Consider the following 18189-nt stretch of genomic DNA (forward strand, 5'->3'; position numbering starts at 1 on the left):
GATGGGGGGTGAAAAGTAGAATAAAGTGCAGAAAAAATATTTTAAGCAAAAGGTGGTGGAAATGGATAAAAATGGACCTATAGGAATTATTGATTCAGGAGTCGGAGGAATTACAGTTTTAAAAAGACTTTTGGAAATTTTGCCAGAGGAAGATTACATATATTTCGGAGATACTTTAAGGGTTCCTTACGGCAATAGACCAAAAGAAGAAATAGAAAAGTTTACACGAGAAATTGTGAATTACTTGAAGAAGCAAAAAGTCAAAGCTGTAGTGATTGCTTGTAATACTATATGTTCAAGTATTAATAAGAATGACTATGAAATTTTGATGTTTGGAATATTAGAAGCAGGAATAAAGAGTGCAGTGGAAGCTACTTCAAATGGCCGAATAGGGGTAATAGCTACTAAAAGGACTGTAGAAAGTGAAGCTTATCTAAAGGGGATAAAAAGATTAAATAGAAACGCGATGGTTTTCCAAAAGGCTTGTCCGGAGCTGGTTTTAATTGTAGAAAATGGGTTTTATGAGGCATCTTCGATTTACTCAGCTGTAAAAAAATGTACTGAAGAATTTTTAGAGAAAGATATAGATACTCTAGTGCTTGGTTGTACTCATTTCCCTATTTTGCTTCCCTTTATTGAAAGAGTAGTAGATAATAAAGTGACTGTAGTAGATCCAGCAATAAAATTAGCTCATGAAGTAAAAAAATATTTGGTAGAAAACAATTTGGTTAAGGACAAAAAAGGAGGACAAATTCGATTTTTAGTTACAGGTGAAAAGGAAAATTTTATAAAGGTCGCTGGAACATTTCTCAACGACAAACATATAGATGTTTTAAGAATCGCTATAGAGGAACTGAAATAGGGATTTAAGGGGGAATAAAAAATGTTTTACAACTCTATAAAAGTAAATTCCAAGGGTCATTTAGTTATAGGTGGTTGTGATGCAGTAGAACTTGCTGAGAGATTTGGAACTCCTCTTTATGTAATAGATGAGGATGTACTCAGAGCCAATTCCAGAATCTTTTACAATGCATTAAAAAGCCACAACCCTGAAAATGAAGTGGTTTATGCAGGAAAAGCTTTTTTAACTACAGCTATGTGCAAAATAATACAGCAAGAAGGATTAGGACTTGATGTAGTATCAGGAGGAGAGCTGTATACTGCATTAAAAGCTGGTTTTCCGACAGAAAAGATTTATTTCCACGGGAATAACAAATCTGAAGAAGAGCTAATTATGGCTCTACAAAGTGAAGTCGGCAGGATAATTATTGATAATTGGGATGAATTAGAACTTTTAGAAATTTTGGCAAAGAAGTTAAACAAAGAACCGGCAATCTATATAAGAGTTACGCCTGGGATAGAAGCTCATACACACAGATATATAATGACAGGGCAGATAGACTCAAAGTTCGGCTTTACTATTTCTAACGGAGAAGCTTTTAAAGCAGTAAAGAGAGCTTTAACCTCAGGAAGTTTAAAATTTAAAGGACTGCACTGCCATATAGGATCTCAAATATTGGAATCTACTCCTTATAAAATTGCAGTGAAAATCATGTTAGAGCTTTTAAAGGAAATAAAAGACACTTTAGGAAGAGGAGTAGAGGAATTAGATTTAGGTGGAGGCTTTGGAATCCCATATGTGGAAGATGATAGTTACCAGCCAGTTGAAGAAATGCTAAGGGACATATTAGAGGAATTGGAGGCCCAAGTAAGTCTTCTTAAAATAAAACTACCAAAAATTATTGTGGAACCGGGAAGAGCAATTATAGGAAATACTGGTATTACTCTTTATAAAGTAGGAGGAGTAAAGGAAATACCTGGTGTGAGGAAATATGTTTTTGTAGATGGCGGCATGTCAGATAATATTAGGACTGCTCTTTACGGTGCAAGGTATTCTGCTGTGATTGCAAATAGGGTATATAATGGACGTTTGGAAAAAGTAACAATTGCTGGGAAACTTTGCGAGTCAGGCGATGTAATTATATGGGATATTTTGCTACCTGAAGTGAAAAAAGGAGATATAATTGCTGTACTTAATACAGGAGCGTATGGGTATTCTATGGCAAGCAATTACAATAGATTGCCAAAACCTGCTGTGATTTTGGTTTCAAAAGGGAAAGCAGAGATTATTGTAAAAAGAGAGACATATGAGGATGTAATAAAAAATGATGTAATACCAGAAAGGCTAGAGGAGAAGTTCCAAGGGCGGGAAATGCAAGCAATATGAATCCTATTATAATGTTTATGAAGTAAAACTACACATTTTTTTAAAATTTAAGAAGGAATTTTACAACTTACGTCGAATATATATATTAACAAGAAAGAGAAGGGCGGTCAGTATGACGGACGTTTTAGCAGTAATCAGAGAAATGAGCTCTAGTTTTACACCTTCAGAAGCCAAAATTGCAAAGTACATTTTAGAGAATCCGACTGTTGTTACAGAATTATCTGTAAATGAATTGGCCAATGCTTGTGATACTAGTGAGGCAAGTATCATAAGGTTTTGTAGAACTATAGGCTTGAAAGGGTTTCAAGAGTTAAAAATCAAAATTGCTGTCTCCCTTGCAAAGCAAACAAGAAAGCTGGATGGAGGCATTACTAGTGAAGACGATGTTATGGCTGTGATACAGAAAATAGCTAATTTTAACAAACAAGCGATCGATAGCACTATCGCAGTTTTAAACGCAGAGGAATTGACAAAAGCTGCAGAAGCTCTTGCAAATGCAAATAAGATTGATTTTTACGGGGTTGCGGCTTCTGGAGTGGTGGCTTATGACGCAATGTTAAAATTTTCTAGAATAAATATACCATGCACTGCGTATCAAGACACTCACCTACAGCTAACGTCTGCAGTTAATTTAAAAAAGGGAGATGTAGCATTTGGAATTTCTTATTCAGGAGCTACTAAAGAAATAGTTGAAGCTATTCAAACTGCCAAGGAGGCGGGAGCAACTACTATAAGCTTGACGAAATACGGACAGTCACCCCTTGCCAAAGCTGCTGATATAAATCTATTTGTTTCTTCTGAGGAGGCTATGTTTAGAGCGGGGGCTATGGCCTCCCGCATAGCCCAACTTACTGTTATTGATATATTATTCATTTTAGTAGCACAAAAAAAGTATAACGACGTAGTCAGATATCTTGAAAACACCAGTGAAGTGCTATCTATGCGCAAAATAAATAATTAAATCAAAGAAAGGACTGGGTTTAATGACGCTAGAGGAATTAATAACCGAAGGAAGAAATCCAAACACTATGGATATAGATAGACTTAGCACCGTTGATATGCTTAAAAAGATCAACGAAGAGGACAAGAAAGTGCCACTTGCAGTGGAGAAAGTTATACCTTCTATAGCTGAAGCGATTGACAGAATCGTACCGAGGATGAAAAAAGGAGGGCGCCTTATATACGTTGGAGCCGGTACAAGTGGGCGTATTGGTATTTTGGATGCTTCCGAATGCCCTCCTACCTTTGGGGTAGACCCTGGACTGGTGGTAGGGATAATAGCAGGTGGAGATAGTGCAATAAGAAATGCAATAGAGAGCGCAGAAGACGATGTAGAAGGGGGGAGGCAGGACCTTGTAAATATAAATTTGACAGAGCGAGATAGTGTAATAGGTATATCTGCTAGTGGCAGGACGCCTTATGTCATAGGAGCTTTAAGATATGCTAAAGAGGTAGGAGCCCTTACAATAGGATTATTCTGCAATGAAAATAAAAATGTTGAAAACATAGTAGATGTGATGATTACTCCAATAGTGGGTCCAGAGGTTATAATGGGTTCTACTCGAATGAAGGCCGGTACTGCCCAAAAACTTGTGCTGAACATGATTTCTACAGGAGTAATGATAAAGCTTGGGAAAGTTTATAGTAATTTAATGGTAGACCTTCAAGCCAGCAACGAAAAATTGAGAGAAAGAGCAAGGCGGATGGTAAAATTGGCTACTGGTGCAAAGGAGGACTTGATAGAGAGAGTTCTTAATGAAACAAATTATAATGTAAAATTGGCAATTTTAATGATAGTAGGAGATATGGAGAAAGAAAAAGCTCAAAAGCTTTTGGAGATGGCGGACGGATATATAGCAGAGGCGATTAAGCTAAAAGATTTAGTTTTACAAGGAGAGGAATAAATTATGAGTTTTAATCTTTCGAAGTTGGAAAAGGCTTTTATGTTATTGGATAAAGGGATAGAAGAAGGAGTATTTCCAGGAGTTGCGGCAGCAGTAGGTGATGACAAGGGTTTTGTGAGGGTTGAAGTAAAAGGGAATAAAAGATTATATCCGTATGATGAAAAGCTTAACAGAGAATCTCTGTTTGATTTGGCTTCTCTTACAAAAGTTGTAGCTACAACTATGTTGTTAATGAAAATGTTAGAGAGCGGACTTATATCTGTATACGATAGAGTTTCAGAGTATATCCCGAATTTTAAAGGCGATGGCAAAGATAAAATTACTATATTTCAACTTCTCACTCATACTTCTGGATTGCCGGCTTACCTTCCCTTTTATGAAAAATGCAAAGATTACCTTGATTCTATAAATTACATATGTGAAGAAGTAAAGCTAAATCCAAATAAAAATGTGGAATACAGCGACTTAAATTTCATTCTGTTAGGTAGGATATTAGAAATTTTAGGAGGCAATAGACTTGACACGTTATGTCATAAAGAGGTATTTGAGCCATTGGGAATGAAAGATACAATGTTTAATCCTATAGGAAAGGATGTTGTTCCTACAGAATTAGACAAAACTACTGGCAAGGTTATAGAAGGGGTATGCCATGATGAAAATGCGAGGTTTTTTGGAGGAGTGTCGGGACACGCAGGGCTATTTTCAACCATAGATGACCTTGTAAAATTTGCTACAATGCTTATAAACTTTGGCAGAGTTAGAGAAGAAGTATTTTTGTCCTATCCTCTGTTTATCAGAATGATAACAAATTATACCCCAAATTCAGAAGAAAACAGGGGATGGGGATGGGTTATAAAAGGGCACACTGCTTTTGGCGGAGATTTATTTTCGGAAAAAGCTTTTGGCCACACAGGTTTTACAGGTACTTCTATCTGGGTAGATCCGGAGTATAAAGTGTTCATGATACTACTAACAAACAGAGTGCATCCTACTCGTGAAAATGTGAAGATAATAAGGTTTAGGCGGCTTTTCCACAATGCTGTGCTTTCAGCTTTGGATTGGAGGAATTAGAGTTGGTAAAGTGTGGAGTAGACCTTTTGGAAAAATATAAAGAGCTTTTTAAAGGCAAAAGAATTGGGCTAATTACTTCACCTTCTGGTGTTAATCAAGATATGAAATCTACAATAGAAATCTTCCATGAGAATTTTAACTTAACTGCTTTGTTTTCACCAGAGCACGGAGTGAGAGGAGAATTTCAAGCAGGTGAAAAAGTAAAGGGATACGTAGATGAAAGGACAGGAGTGAAAGTTTATAGCTTATACGGAGATACAAAAAAACCTACACCAGAAATGTTAGAAGAAATAGACGTTTTAGTGATAGATGTGCAGGATGTGGGTTCCAGGTATTATACTTACCTTTATACCATGGCTTATGCAATGGAAGCGTGTAAAGAAAATGGTAAAGAATTTGTAGTTTTAGATAGACCTAATCCTATTGGAGGTTTGAAAGTAGAAGGGAACATATTAGATACCAAGTTTAGGTCTTTTGTAGGATGGTATCCAATTCCGCAGCGCTATGGTCTTACTATAGGGGAGTTGTCTCATCTGTTTAACAAAGAATTTGGCATCAATTGTGATTTGCACGTCGTAAAGCTTGAAGGCTGGAAAAGAGATATGTACTACGATGAAACAGGCCTTTTGTGGGTCAACCCCTCACCTAACATTTCTTCTCTAGATGCAGCAGTGCTATATAGCGGTACTTGCTTATTTGAGGGAACTAATATTTCGGAGGGGCGAGGTACTACAAGACCTTTTGAGATTATAGGTGCTCCTTGGATTGACCCTTACAAATTAGCCGATTCTATGAACAAAAAAGGGCTAAAAGGGGTTGTATTTAGGCCAGTTTACTTTATACCGAGTTTTTCTAAACACAAAGGACAGTTGTGCAAAGGGGTTCAAATACACGTAAAAGATAGAAAAGCTGTTGACTCAGTTGAAGTGGGGATAAAGCTATTATACGAGATAATAAGGCAAAGTGGTGAAAATTTTGAATGGTTGCCACCATATGGGGAAAGTAACGTATATTTTATTGATTTGCTAGCAGGTACAGATGAGTTAAGGCTGATGAAGTATGACGAGGATCAGTTATTGGACAAATGGAAAAGAGAAAGTGAAGAGTTTAAAAGATTGAAAGAGAGTTATCATTTCTATGAATAGAGAGGATTGAAAAAATGAAGAAAATAGAAGAAATGACATTGGAAGAAAAAATAGGGCAAATGCTGATGATAGGTTTTCCGTCAGCTTTTTACGACGACCATATAAGAGAATTAGTAACAAGTTATAAAATAGGGAATGTAATACTCTTTTCAAGAAATGTGCAGGATGCAAGGCAAGTAATGGATTTATGCACTGACATACAGAAAGAAGCAATAGAAAATACCGGAATACCAGCTTTTATCTCTATTGACCAGGAAGGTGGCATGGTCACAAGGATTTACAGAGGAGCTACTTATTTTCCCGGCAATATGGCTATTGGTGCTACAAAAGACCCAGAAAATGCTTATAAAGTGGGAGAAATAGCTGGAAGAGAATTAAGAACTATAGGCATAAACATAAATTTCGCTCCGGTTATGGATGTGAACAATAACCCTTTAAATCCAGTGATAGGAGTCAGGTCTTACGGTGAAAACCCAGAGGATGTGGCTAATTTTGGAATAAACTACATAAAAGGGCTTCAAAAAGAAGGTGTGATAGCTACAGCTAAACATTTCCCAGGACATGGAGACACAACTGTGGATTCTCACCTTGATTTACCGAAAGTCAATCATGGCAAGGATAGGCTTTATGAAGTGGAATTATATCCGTTTAAGAAAGCTGTAGAAAATGGCGTAGATGCGATAATGACAGCTCATATACTTTTTCCGGCTTTAGAAGATAGTAAAGTTCCTGCAACTCTTTCTTATAATATCCTTACCCGCATCTTAAGGGAAGAATTCAAGTTTGATGGGCTTGTTATAACTGACTGTATGGAAATGAATGCGATAGCCAAATATTTTGGCACTCAAAAGGCAGCGTCAATGGCTATAAAAGCTGGAGCAGATATAGTACTTGTTTCTCATACTAAAGAGCTACAGATAAAAGCTTTTGAAAATATAAAAGAAGCTGTAGAAAGAGGAGATATCTCTGTAGAAAGAATAGATGAATCAGTAAGAAGGATACTCAAGATGAAAGAAAAATATGGACTTTTTGATAGGCCATATCCTGAGAAAGACAAATTTGACACCACAGTTGGAATTGAGAAACATAGAAAAATTGCAAAAGCCATAAGTTTAAAGAGCATAACAGTTGTTAAAGATGAGAAAAAATTAATCCCTTTAAAGACGAAAAATGTACTGGCAATTTCTCCTGAAACAGTTCCGGTTTCTTTTGTAGACGATGCTTTGATGGATAGGCTTTCTTTTGCAAGACAATTTACTTCTACATTTGGAGGAGTAGAAGAAACTATTTCTGTAAATCCAAACAATAGAGAAATCTCAGTAATTCTAGAAAAGGCAAAGGATAAAGAAGTAGTTGTCGTAGGTACTTACAATGCTAATTTAAATGAAGGTCAAGTAAAACTAGTAAACGCACTTTTGCAAGTGAACAAAAATGTAATTGTTGTAGCTTTGAGAAATCCTTATGACCTTCAAAAGTTTGAAAATGTGCCTACTTATGTATGTGCTTACGAGTACACCCCATTGTCAGTAGAAAGCGTGATAGGAGTCTTGACGGGGAAATATCCTGCTGAAGGAAAACTTCCTGTGACCATATGAATTTAGGGAAGTGAAGAAATGGAATATGTAGTTGGAATTGATGGAGGAGGCACAAAAAGCGCAATTTCTATCCTAGATTTGCAGGGAAATGTCCTTTTTACAGGAAGAGGGGGACCTACAAATATAAGGTCTGAGGGAAGAGAAAAAGCATGTGAGAACTTAAAAAACTTGATTGTGAAATCTGTAGAAAAAATGCATCTTAAATTGGGTGACTGTAGAGCAATTTGTGTTGGAACAGCTGGAGCAGGAAGGGAAGAAGAAAAAGAGATAATAACAAATTGTTTAAAGGAAATAGGTGTTAAAGGTAATATAGTTGTTACGCATGATGCAGAAATAATTTTATCAGAGACTATAGAAAAAAGAGAAGGAATAGTAATAATTGCAGGAACAGGTTCATTGGTTTATGGGAGAAAAGACGGTATAGAGAAAAGAGCCGGCGGATGGGGGCATCTTTTAGGGGATGAAGGGAGTGCTTATTACATTGCTGTAGAGGGTATAAAGGCAGCTTTGAGGTATTACGATGGGAGAGGGAACTACACGAAATTATTATATATGATGATGGAAAGGCTCAACGTTAAAAGACCTGAGGAATTTATAGGATTTGTTTATAAGGATGGAATTACAAAAGCTGACATAGCAGAATTGGCAAAAGTAGTAGATGAAGCGTATAAAGAAGGAGATAAGGAAGCTAGAAAAATTTTAGAGAAATCAGCCAAAGAGCTTTTTAAGCTTGCAAAAGCGGTCATAGAAGCATTTGAATGGGAAAATGATGAAATTCCAATTGTAGTAACTGGGAGTGTTTTTATAAATAACGAATTTGTATTTAAAGAATTTTCTAGGTTAATTAAAAGGTATTATCCTAAAGCGAATATAAAAAAGCTAGATAAAGATGCGTCTTATGGAGCTGCTATTTTAGCGTTGAATTTTTTAAAAGAACGATGAGAGAGGAAAGTGCGATGGATAGGTTATTGCGTATTTACAATAAAGAAGAAAGATTAGTGGTTGGGTTAATGTCCGGTACTTCTGCTGACGGGATTGATGCTGCTCTTGTGAAGGTCAAAGGGAGAGGTTTAGATACAAAGGTTGAACTTTTAGAATTCGAAAAGTTTCCGTACGAAGAGGAAGTGCAAAAGAAGATATTTGAGCTTTTTGACCCCCATACTGGAACTGTTGAGAAGATATGCCATATGAATTTTTTACTCGGTGAACTGTTTGCAGAAGCTACCTTAAAACTCATTAAAAAAGCAGGTTTAACCCCGAAAGATATAGATTTAATAGGGTCTCACGGGCAGACCATATACCATATTCCTAACTTTATTGAAGATATGGGATATAAAGTCCGTTCTACTCTTCAAATAGGGGAACCAGCAGTAATAGCTGAAAGAACTGGAATTGTAACAGTGGCTGATTTTAGGGTAAGAGATGTAGCTGCAGGAGGGCAAGGAGCTCCTTTAGTACCTTACACTGAATATATCTTGTATAGGTCACCAAATGAAACAATAGCCTTACAAAATATAGGTGGAATTGGCAATGTTACTGTTTTGCCTAAAGGAGGTAGTATAGAAGACGTAATTGCATTTGATACAGGTCCTGGAAACATGGTGATAGATGAAGTTGTGAAGAGGATTACTCATGGGAAAATGAATTTCGACAAAGATGGTGAATTAGCATCTCGCGGGAAAGTAAATGAAGAATTTTTAGCAGAGCTGTTAAAAGATGAATTTTTTAAAATGAAGCCTCCAAAGACCACTGGCAGAGAGCATTTTGGGAAAAATTATGTGGATAATTTGATGAAAAAGGCTTCCTACTTGGAAATAGATAAATACGATTTGGTTGCTACTGTTACAGCTTTAACTGCTTATTCAGTGGTGAGAAGCTACGAAAAGTTTATATTTCCCTACTACAAAGTTGACAAAGTAGTAATAGGAGGTGGAGGAAGTTTCAACAAAACCCTTGTACAAATGATAAAAAAACAGTTGCCTCAGGTTAGGGTAATAACGCAAGAAGACATAGGATTTAATAGCGATGCCAAAGAAGCTGTTGCTTTTGCAATCCTTGCAAGTGAGACTATAAATGGCAATTTTAACAATATTCCAAAAGCAACAGGAGCAAAACATCCGGTAGTAATGGGAAAAATTTCTTTATAGTAGGTGGTGTGGCAATGGGTATTGACTATCTGCCGTTGGCAAGAGATAAGGGAGAAGAGATTGTAAGGCTATGGAATAAAGAATTGGGTAAAGAATTTCCACTCAGAAAAGAGTTGTTTTATCAAAACAGCCTTGAGGATAAAAATGTACTTCTAGAAGGTTCTTGGATAGCTTTAGAAAAGGAGAAGTTGGTAGGATTTATAATTTCAAAGATATGGAAAGAGGATTTGGAATGTGTAAAAAACAAAAAAGATACAGGATATATACAAGTGATACTAGTGGATTCGGACTATAGAAATAAAGGCATAGGAAGTGAGTTATTAAGAAAAGCTGAAGAAGCTTTAAAGGCAAATGGAGTAAAAACAGTAGTTTTAGGTCAGGATCCATGGCATTACTTTCCTGGTATTCCTTCTGAATACATAGACACAGTAGAATGGTTTAAGAAAAAAGGTTATGTAGAGTTTGGAGAAGAGTATGACTTATACTGTCGACTAAATGGTGAAGGCCAAGTTACATTGCCTGTCTTTCCGGAAGTTGAATTTAAGATTTTGGATAAGTGGCAAAAAAACAGTTTCCTTGAATTTTTAAACAGATGCTTTCCCGGCAGATGGGAGTATGAAGCAATAAAGTATTTTGAAAAAGGAGGAGAAGGAAGAGAATTTGTAGTAGCAGAAAAGAAAGGAAAGATAATTGGATTTTGCAGAATAAATGACAGCAAATCTCCTTTTATTGCTCAAAATGTTTACTGGGCTCCTTTGTTTGAAGAAGAATTGGGGGGAATAGGGCCATTAGGTATAGATCCAGAAGAAAGAGGAAAAGGATATGGTTTAGCCATTGTTCAAGCAGGCATGTATTTCTTGAATCAGAGAGGAATAAGAAATATAGTAATTGATTGGACAAATCTTGTAGATTTCTACGGAAAATTGGGATGTAAGGTTTGGAAAAGATATATTAAATACGAAAAACAATTTTAAAATAAAGGTCGATGAAAGGGAGCAATAGGAGAAAATAACAAAAACAATTAACTGCGAAAAATTAGGGGAGACATAAGTGAAAGAGGTGGAGTTTAAAATGGGCAAAAAATTACACATTATGGCAGTAGGTGCTCACTGCGGAGATATGGAATTAGTTGCGGGGGGAGTAATTGCGAAATACACGCGGGCAGGACATGAAGCAAGTATTGTGCATCTTACTCCCGGAGAAAAAGGGCATCCACATTTAAAACCCGAAGAATATGCTAAACAAAAGATTGAAGAAGCAAAAAAAGCTGCAGAAATCTTAGGGGCAGAGTCTATTTTTCTACCTTACAGAGATGCTGAACTTCCAGTAAATGATGAAGTAAAATTCAAGTTGGCGGAGGTAATAAGAGAAAAGAAGCCAGATGTTATAATCACCCATTGGAAAAATAGTATGCATCCAGATCATGCAAATACTTACCTCATAGTGGAAGGAGCATTATTAATTGCGGCTTTACCTGCCTTTGAACTAAAGTATCCTGCTCACGGGGTGAGGGGCTTATTTTACGGGGAAAATTGGGAAGATCCTTATGGATTTGAACCGGATGTGTATGTAGATATTACTTCTACGTATGATGTCTGGGTGGAAGCAATAAAACAATATGAGTTTGTAAGAGGAGGAGTTTCTACTTTCAGATATTTAGATTACTACACTCACTTAGCTGTAGTAAGAGGATGCCTAATGGGAGTAAAATACGCTCAAGCTTTTATGATGCCAGAAGGAGCTAATAAAAGAAGAGGCGCATCTTTACCTGGATTTAATTTAGAATAGGGAGTTGAAAAGAATGAGGTATATAGTTAGAACTTATCGAGGTGGGGATGAAAAAGGGATAGTAGAAGCATGGCAGCAAAGCCTTCCATTTGACCCAATAAATCAACACCTATTTCGTGCAAAAGTATTGTTAGATCCCAATTTTGACCCTGAGGGAGCGATTGTAGCTGAAGATGAAAAAGGTCAGATAATTGGTTTTACTCTTACTTTGGTAAGAAAATTGCCTATGTACAAAGATGATTTAGAGCCAGAGAATAGCTGGATTACAGTTTTCTTTGTCCATCCAGCTTATAGAGGCCAGGGAATTGGCAGCAAAATGTTTGAAAAAGCGAAAGAGTTTGTTCAGAAGAAAGGGCGGAAATATATATTCTTCTCCTCCTATGCTCCGAACTATTTTTTACCAGGTATTGATGAAAAGACCTATCCTGAAGGTTATAGATTTCTCTTAAAACAAGGTTTTACAAAATTATACTCTCCTGTAGCAATGGATAGGTCGTTACTAGATTTTACGATACCTGAGGAAGTAAAAAAGCTGAAAGAAGAAAGAGAAAAAGAAGGGTTTAAATTTGGATATGCTGAGGACAGACATCTATATGAGTTAATTGAATTTGCAAATGTAGTTTTCAATCCCGACTGGGGGAGAGCAATAAGAGAAGGAATTTTACAGGGATTACATTTGGAGCAAATACTTGTTGCAGAGAAAGATGATAAAATAGTGGGATTTTGTCTATACGGGGCATATGAAGGGATTCGCGAAAGGTTCGGTCCATTTGGAGTTGACCCTTCAATGCAAGGGTTAGGTCTGGGGAAGATACTTTTAAACTACTGCCTTTTTGAGATGCGGTGTAAAGGGCTACACAATGTGTGGTTTTTATGGACCGGAGAAGAAAGCGCAGCAGGGCATTTATATAAAAAGACAGGTTTTAAAATAACTAGGAAATTTCATGTGATGAGGTTTAGTTTTTAAAAGTAGATGAAAAGGAGAAAAACCTATGAGAATAATAGTCCCAATAAAACAAGTACCTGAGACGAGCAATGTAAGAATGGATCCTGTGACAGGGACAATGGTGAGAGAAGGAGTAGAAAGTATAGTAAATCCCCTCGATTTATATGCCATAGAAACAGCGATAAGGCTAAAAGAAAGATATAGAGGAGAAATAATTGTCATATCCATGGGGCCTGAAAAAGCAATAGAAGCAATAAAAGAGGCAATAGCTATGGGATGTGATGACGGGATTTTACTATCTGATAAAAGATTTGCTGGAGCAGATACTTTTGCGACTTCGTATGTATTAGCTAAAGCTATCGAAAAAATAGGTCTTTTTGACCTTATAATATGCGGAGAACGTGCAACGGATGGAGATACAGGGCAAGTAGGGCCTGGCATAGCCTCTTTCCTTGACTTACCACTTTCAACTTTTACGAGTGAAATTATAAAAATAGACGACAAAAAGATTTTAGTAAAAAGACTTGTAGAAGAAGGTTATGAAGAAATTGAAATGCCGTTGCCAGCTGTATTGACGGTGATAAAGGAAATAAGTGAACCAAGGTTACCTACTTTAAGAGGGAAAATAAAAGCAAAAAGTATAAAAATTCCTATTTGGAATGCAGAAAAAATAAATGCAGAAGAGGATAAGATAGGGCTTAAAGGTTCTCCAACTCGAGTAGTGAAGATATTCAGCCCCAAAGTAATGAGAGAAGGCAAAAAGATAGTTGTAAAAGATGAGACTACTTTGCACAAAGCACTAGAAGAGATTTTAAAATACCTGATAGAAAAAGAGTTTATCTGAGGAGGCTTAAAAGTGGGCGATGTTTGGACACTAGCAGAGTTTAGATACGGCGAATTGAAAGAAGTATCTTTTGAACTTTTGGCTAGAGGAAGAATTCTTGCTGATAAATTAGGTAGTTCACTTGCCTCTATTTTATTGGGGTACGGCATTAAAGAAAAGGATATAGACGAACTTATAAAAAGAGGAGCAGACAAAGTATACGTAGTAGAAGACCCAAGGCTCGAAAACTTTATTGTAGAAGTATACTCCCGGGTTATTCTATATCTCCTTGATGAGTACAGTCCAGATATATTTATAGCAGCTGCAACTACTACTGGGAAGACGTTAATGCCTTATGTAGCAGTTAAAAGAAAAACAGGGCTTACAGCAGATTGCACTTTTCTAGATATAGAAGAAGGGACTAGGCTACTTTTACAGACAAGACCCGCGATAGGAGGGAATATTCTCGCAACTATAAAAACCCCTTTTACTAAGCCTCAAATGGCTACAGTAAGACCTCATTCAATAAAGCCGGCACCATACGATGAAGGGAGAAAAGGAGAGGTTGTATATAAAAAATTTAATGACGAAGTTTTTTCTTCTTCAACTAAGTTTTTGAGGTTTGTAAAAAACGAATCAGAACAAATAAATCTACAAGAGGCCAAAGTAATAGTTTCAGGGGGGAGGGGGGGTAGGAAGAGCTGAGAACTTCAAACTAGTAGAAGAGCTGGCGAAAATTTTAGGAGGGGCAGTTGGAGCTACTAGAGATGTTGTAGATAGGGGGTGGAAACCTTATCCCCATCAAGTGGGTTTAAGTGGAAAAACAGTTTCACCAGAACTGTATATAGCTGTAGGCATTTCAGGGGCTATACAGCACATAGCAGGTATGCAAAGTTCAGAAAATATTATAGCTATAAATAAAGATCCAGATGCGCCAATATTTAAAATTGCTGATCTAGGCATAGTAGGAGACCTACATCAGGTAGTTCCATTGCTTATAGAAAAGATAAAGGAATACAAGAAAGAGGCGAGGTAAGTGTATAATAAGCTGACAAATGAAATTGTAGAAGAGCTTAAAAAGATAGTTGGCACTAATAACGTTATATACGACGACCCTGATGCATTAGAAGCTTATTCCCATGATGAAGTAGCAGAAAAACATTACGCCCATATGCCGGAAGCTGTTGTAAAACCTTCGTCGGCAGAAGAAATAGCACGAATAATGAAGCTAGCAAACAAATACAAAATCCCTATTACGCCTAGAGGTGCTGGTAGTGGCCTTTCTGGTGGAGCAGTACCTGTATACGGTGGGATTGTGTTATCTGTTGAAAGGATGAATAGAATTCTTGAAATAGATAAAGAAAATCTAGTAGTAGTTGTTGAACCTGGAGTTGTGACGAATGAGATTAATAATGCTGTTAAAGAATATGGCCTATTTTATGCAGGATATCCTATGAGTGTAGAAACCTGCTATATAGGTGGAAATGTTGCAGAAAATGCTGGAGGTGGAAGGGCTGTAAAATACGGAGTCACTGGAAGATATGTAATAGGTTTAGAAGTGGTAACTCCAACAGGGGATATTGTTCACCTTGGAGGGAAGGTGATGAAAGATGTTACAGGATATGACCTTATCCACCTTATGGTAGGTTCTGAAGGTACACTTGGAATATTTACAAAGATATACCTTAAACTTATGCCACTCCCTCAAGCAAAGGTAGATCTACTGGTGCTGTTTCATGATATGGATACTGCTATTAAAGTAGTGCCTAAGATCATGACATTTGGCAGAATAATTCCTACCTCAATAGAATTTATGGATGACTTATCATTTAAGGCAGCATGTAAATATCTCAATGAAAAGATACCCTTTGAAGAAGCAGGAGCAATGCTTTTAATAGAACTTGACGGAAACAATAAGACAGAATTAGAAGAGCAGTATGAAATTATAGGAAACTTGTGCATGGAAAATGGCGCAATAGAGGTGTATGTTGCTGATAATGCCACAACTTCAGAGAGAATATGGAGAATAAGGCGGAATATTGCGGAAGCTTGGAAACAGTTTAGTCCTCATCAAAGTCTAGAGGATGTTGTAGTTCCTATATCTGAAATTCCTACTTTTCTCAAAAAAATAAGGGAAATTTCAAACAAATACAGAGTACCTATTCCGTGTTATGGGCATGCAGGAGATGGAAATATCCACGCAACTCCCATAAAGCCGCCAGAACTTTCTATGGAAGAGTGGCATGAAAAGCTCGAGAAACTTCTTGAAGAAATGTATGTTGTAGTAAAGGAGTTGGGCGGTGTAATAAGCGGTGAACACGGTATAGGGCATAAGAGAAAAAAATATCTTCCATTAGTATTGGAACCAGCGCATATAGAGATGATGAGAGCTATAAAAAAGGCTTTAGATCCAGATCTTATACTTAATCCTGGGAAGATAATATAAAACTATATTGACAAAACTAAATAAATATGGTATAATTAGAGGGGATTTGTATATTCAAATAGCCACAATATAAAAGAAGGGAGGTATACAAAAATTTACATTGAAAGACAAGTATTTTCTTTAAAAAAGATAAACTTTATGTAAACTTTTAATAATGGAATAGGTGATGATAAATGATGAAAAAAATCTTAACAAATTACTTTTTCATAAGATTTTTAAGAGCATTAGTTACAATTTTTGTGGTAGCTACTTTTACGTTTTTCTTGATACGCCTTATGCCGGGGAATCCTTTAGATATTTTTATAGCAACTCAGTTATCTCAGGGAGTTCCTTTACAAGAGGCGCAAGAAAGAGCAGCTTCGCTATTTCACATAGACTTAAGTAAACCTTTGTTAGTGCAATACGTGGATTATTTAAAAAATTTAGCAAGAGGGGATTTTGGAGTATCAATTATTTCTACAAATACTCCAGTAAGTAAAATAATATTGCGCTTTTTACCTTGGACGTTGTTTGTAGTTACTGTGTCGCTATTTATAAGTTTTGTTGGCGGTGTACTTCTAGGGGTTTTAATGGCAATTTACAGGAATAGTTGGTTAGATCAAATTCTCTCTTTCTTTGCTTCTATTATTTCAGCTATACCGAATTACGTTATAGCTATGTTAATAGTAGTTTACTTTGGAGTAAAATTGAAATGGTTTAATATCGCTGAGATAAGAGGTTCCTTATCGCCAGGTGTAAGACCTGAATTTTCACTCTATTTTTTGAAAGATGCTTTTTACCATGCTATGCTTCCGATAATAGTGTATGTACTTACAACCATAGGCTCGTGGATGTTAGTTATGAAATCAAGTACAATTTCAACTTTAGGGGAAGATTATGTAGAAGTTGCAAAAGCGAGAGGAATAAAGCAAGCTAATATAATGATAAACTATGTAGGACGAAATGCTATCTTGCCATTATTTGTATCTTTAGCAATTTCTATTGGATTTGTAGTAGGTGGTTCGCCTTTAATTGAAAGTATTTTTGTGTATCAAGGCATAGGGCTCAAACTTAGCGATGCTATAGTTACGCGAGATTATCCTGTAATGCAAGCAATATTTCTAATAATTACTGCTTCGGTTGTATTTGCGAATTTCTTAGCAGATATTTTGCTAGGAGTGTTAGATCCTAGAATACGTACTTCCAGAAGCTGAATTAATAAATAAATTATCGGGAGAGGAAAGGTAGTAATGAAAAATATATTAGCTAGCTTAAAAGAATCTTTAAAAATTATGATGAGGAATAAGGTGGGCTTTGTAGGTTTTATAGGTACTCTGTTTTTTATACTGCTTGCTTTTATAGGACCTTATTTGATGCCTCTTAATATGAAAACAGATCTTAATAGTATTTACACGGGTCCTACCCTGGCTCATCCACTAGGTACAGATTACCAAGGAAGAGACATACTGATGCAGGTTCTTCATGGAGGTAGAGAGGTAATATATGTAGCTTTAATGGCAGCGCTTTTAACTGTGCTAATTGCGGCGACTTTTGGTGCTTTGGCGGCGGTGGTGGGTGGGATTGTGGATACATTGTTAAATGGTTTAGCAGAGATAATAATAACTATTCCTCATTTTCCATTATTGTTAGTTTTAGCTTCACTTATCAAATTTAAATCTGCCACAGGATTAGCTGTAATATTGGCTGCTATTGGCTGGGGAGGATTAATGAGAGCCATAAGAGCACAGGTTTTATCCTTAAAAGAAAGGGATTATGTAGAGGCGGCGAGAGTTTTAGGTTTGCCTACTAGCCATATAATTTTCAAGGAAATTCTTCCTAATATGTTAAGTTATATCTCTGTACAATTTATTTTAAGTATGACAGGAGCTATATACGCACAAGTAGGGTTAATTTTCTTGGGAGTAGTTCCTATGGAACAGCATAACTGGGGTGTAATGATTACACTGGCATGGAACCAGGGGGCGTTGTTCAATCCGAAAGCCCAATGGTACTTGTTAGTTCCAATAACCATTATAGTGTTACTGCAGTTGTCTCTTATCACTATGACTCGATCAATGGAAGAACTATTTAACCCCAGGTTAAGAAGAGGAGGATAAT

The 18189-nt window shown here is 36.6% G+C and carries 16 protein-coding genes and 1 pseudogene; all 17 read left to right on the forward strand.

The annotated features are described in order from the left end of the window. Positions 1 to 61: 61 nt before the first annotated feature. Positions 62 to 862 carry a glutamate racemase gene (gene murI, locus TTE_RS01020; RefSeq protein WP_011024704.1) on the forward strand — a complete coding sequence of 267 codons (801 nt, stop codon included), beginning with the start codon at positions 62 to 64 and terminating at the stop codon, positions 860 to 862. Between the two features lie 21 nt (positions 863 to 883). Next, entirely contained in the window at positions 884 to 2227 is a 1344-nt protein-coding gene (gene lysA, locus TTE_RS01025) for a diaminopimelate decarboxylase (RefSeq protein ID WP_011024705.1), read from the forward strand. A 112-nt stretch (positions 2228 to 2339) separates the two neighbouring features. Next, entirely contained in the window at positions 2340 to 3188 is an 849-nt protein-coding gene (locus tag TTE_RS01030; RefSeq protein WP_009609656.1) for a MurR/RpiR family transcriptional regulator, read from the forward strand. Between the two features lie 22 nt (positions 3189 to 3210). Further along, a complete protein-coding gene (gene murQ / locus TTE_RS01035) occupies positions 3211 to 4131 on the forward strand; it encodes an N-acetylmuramic acid 6-phosphate etherase (RefSeq protein WP_009609599.1) in 921 nt (306 codons plus the stop codon). A 3-nt stretch (positions 4132 to 4134) separates the two neighbouring features. Beyond that, a complete protein-coding gene (locus TTE_RS01040) occupies positions 4135 to 5202 on the forward strand; it encodes a serine hydrolase domain-containing protein (RefSeq protein ID WP_009609631.1) in 1068 nt (355 codons plus the stop codon). A gap of 2 nt (positions 5203 to 5204) precedes the next feature. Next, positions 5205 to 6347, forward strand: a complete 1143-nt coding sequence (locus TTE_RS01045) for an exo-beta-N-acetylmuramidase NamZ family protein (RefSeq protein ID WP_011024706.1) — start codon at positions 5205 to 5207, stop codon at positions 6345 to 6347. A gap of 14 nt (positions 6348 to 6361) precedes the next feature. Next, positions 6362 to 7942: a beta-N-acetylhexosaminidase gene (nagZ, locus tag TTE_RS01050; RefSeq protein WP_009609655.1), complete on the forward strand. Its 1581-nt coding sequence runs from the start codon at positions 6362 to 6364 to the stop codon at positions 7940 to 7942. A gap of 18 nt (positions 7943 to 7960) precedes the next feature. Further along, positions 7961 to 8884, forward strand: coding sequence for a BadF/BadG/BcrA/BcrD ATPase family protein (locus TTE_RS01055; RefSeq protein ID WP_009609641.1), 924 nt, complete (start codon positions 7961 to 7963; stop codon positions 8882 to 8884). Positions 8885 to 8898: 14 nt separating this feature from the next. After that, positions 8899 to 10089 (forward strand): anhydro-N-acetylmuramic acid kinase, encoded by a 1191-nt coding sequence (locus TTE_RS01060; protein ID WP_011024707.1) that lies wholly within the window; start codon positions 8899 to 8901, stop codon positions 10087 to 10089. Between the two features lie 14 nt (positions 10090 to 10103). After that, a complete protein-coding gene (locus TTE_RS01065) occupies positions 10104 to 11063 on the forward strand; it encodes a GNAT family N-acetyltransferase (RefSeq protein WP_009609652.1) in 960 nt (319 codons plus the stop codon). Between the two features lie 97 nt (positions 11064 to 11160). Then, positions 11161 to 11877 (forward strand): PIG-L deacetylase family protein, encoded by a 717-nt coding sequence (locus TTE_RS01070; RefSeq protein WP_041587259.1) that lies wholly within the window; start codon positions 11161 to 11163, stop codon positions 11875 to 11877. A gap of 13 nt (positions 11878 to 11890) precedes the next feature. Beyond that, positions 11891 to 12844 carry a GNAT family N-acetyltransferase gene (locus TTE_RS01075; RefSeq protein WP_009609653.1) on the forward strand — a complete coding sequence of 318 codons (954 nt, stop codon included), beginning with the start codon at positions 11891 to 11893 and terminating at the stop codon, positions 12842 to 12844. A gap of 25 nt (positions 12845 to 12869) precedes the next feature. Next, the gene (locus TTE_RS01080; RefSeq protein WP_009609674.1) at positions 12870 to 13667 is read left to right on the forward strand and encodes an electron transfer flavoprotein subunit beta/FixA family protein; all 798 of its coding nucleotides are present in this window, start codon (positions 12870 to 12872) and stop codon (positions 13665 to 13667) included. Between the two features lie 12 nt (positions 13668 to 13679). Then, positions 13680 to 14682, forward strand: a pseudogene (locus TTE_RS01085) (electron transfer flavoprotein subunit alpha/FixB family protein). Further along, a complete protein-coding gene (locus TTE_RS01090) occupies positions 14683 to 16092 on the forward strand; it encodes an FAD-binding oxidoreductase (protein ID WP_009609627.1) in 1410 nt (469 codons plus the stop codon). It abuts the pseudogene before it with no gap. Between the two features lie 173 nt (positions 16093 to 16265). After that, positions 16266 to 17285 carry an ABC transporter permease gene (locus tag TTE_RS01095; RefSeq protein ID WP_009609632.1) on the forward strand — a complete coding sequence of 340 codons (1020 nt, stop codon included), beginning with the start codon at positions 16266 to 16268 and terminating at the stop codon, positions 17283 to 17285. Positions 17286 to 17321: 36 nt separating this feature from the next. After that, positions 17322 to 18188, forward strand: a complete 867-nt coding sequence (locus TTE_RS01100) for an ABC transporter permease (protein WP_009609607.1) — start codon at positions 17322 to 17324, stop codon at positions 18186 to 18188. The last annotated feature ends 1 nt before the right edge of the window (position 18189 follow it).

Source organism: Caldanaerobacter subterraneus subsp. tengcongensis MB4, from assembly GCF_000007085.1.
Lineage (GTDB): Bacteria > Bacillota > Thermoanaerobacteria > Thermoanaerobacterales > Thermoanaerobacteraceae > Thermoanaerobacter > Thermoanaerobacter subterraneus.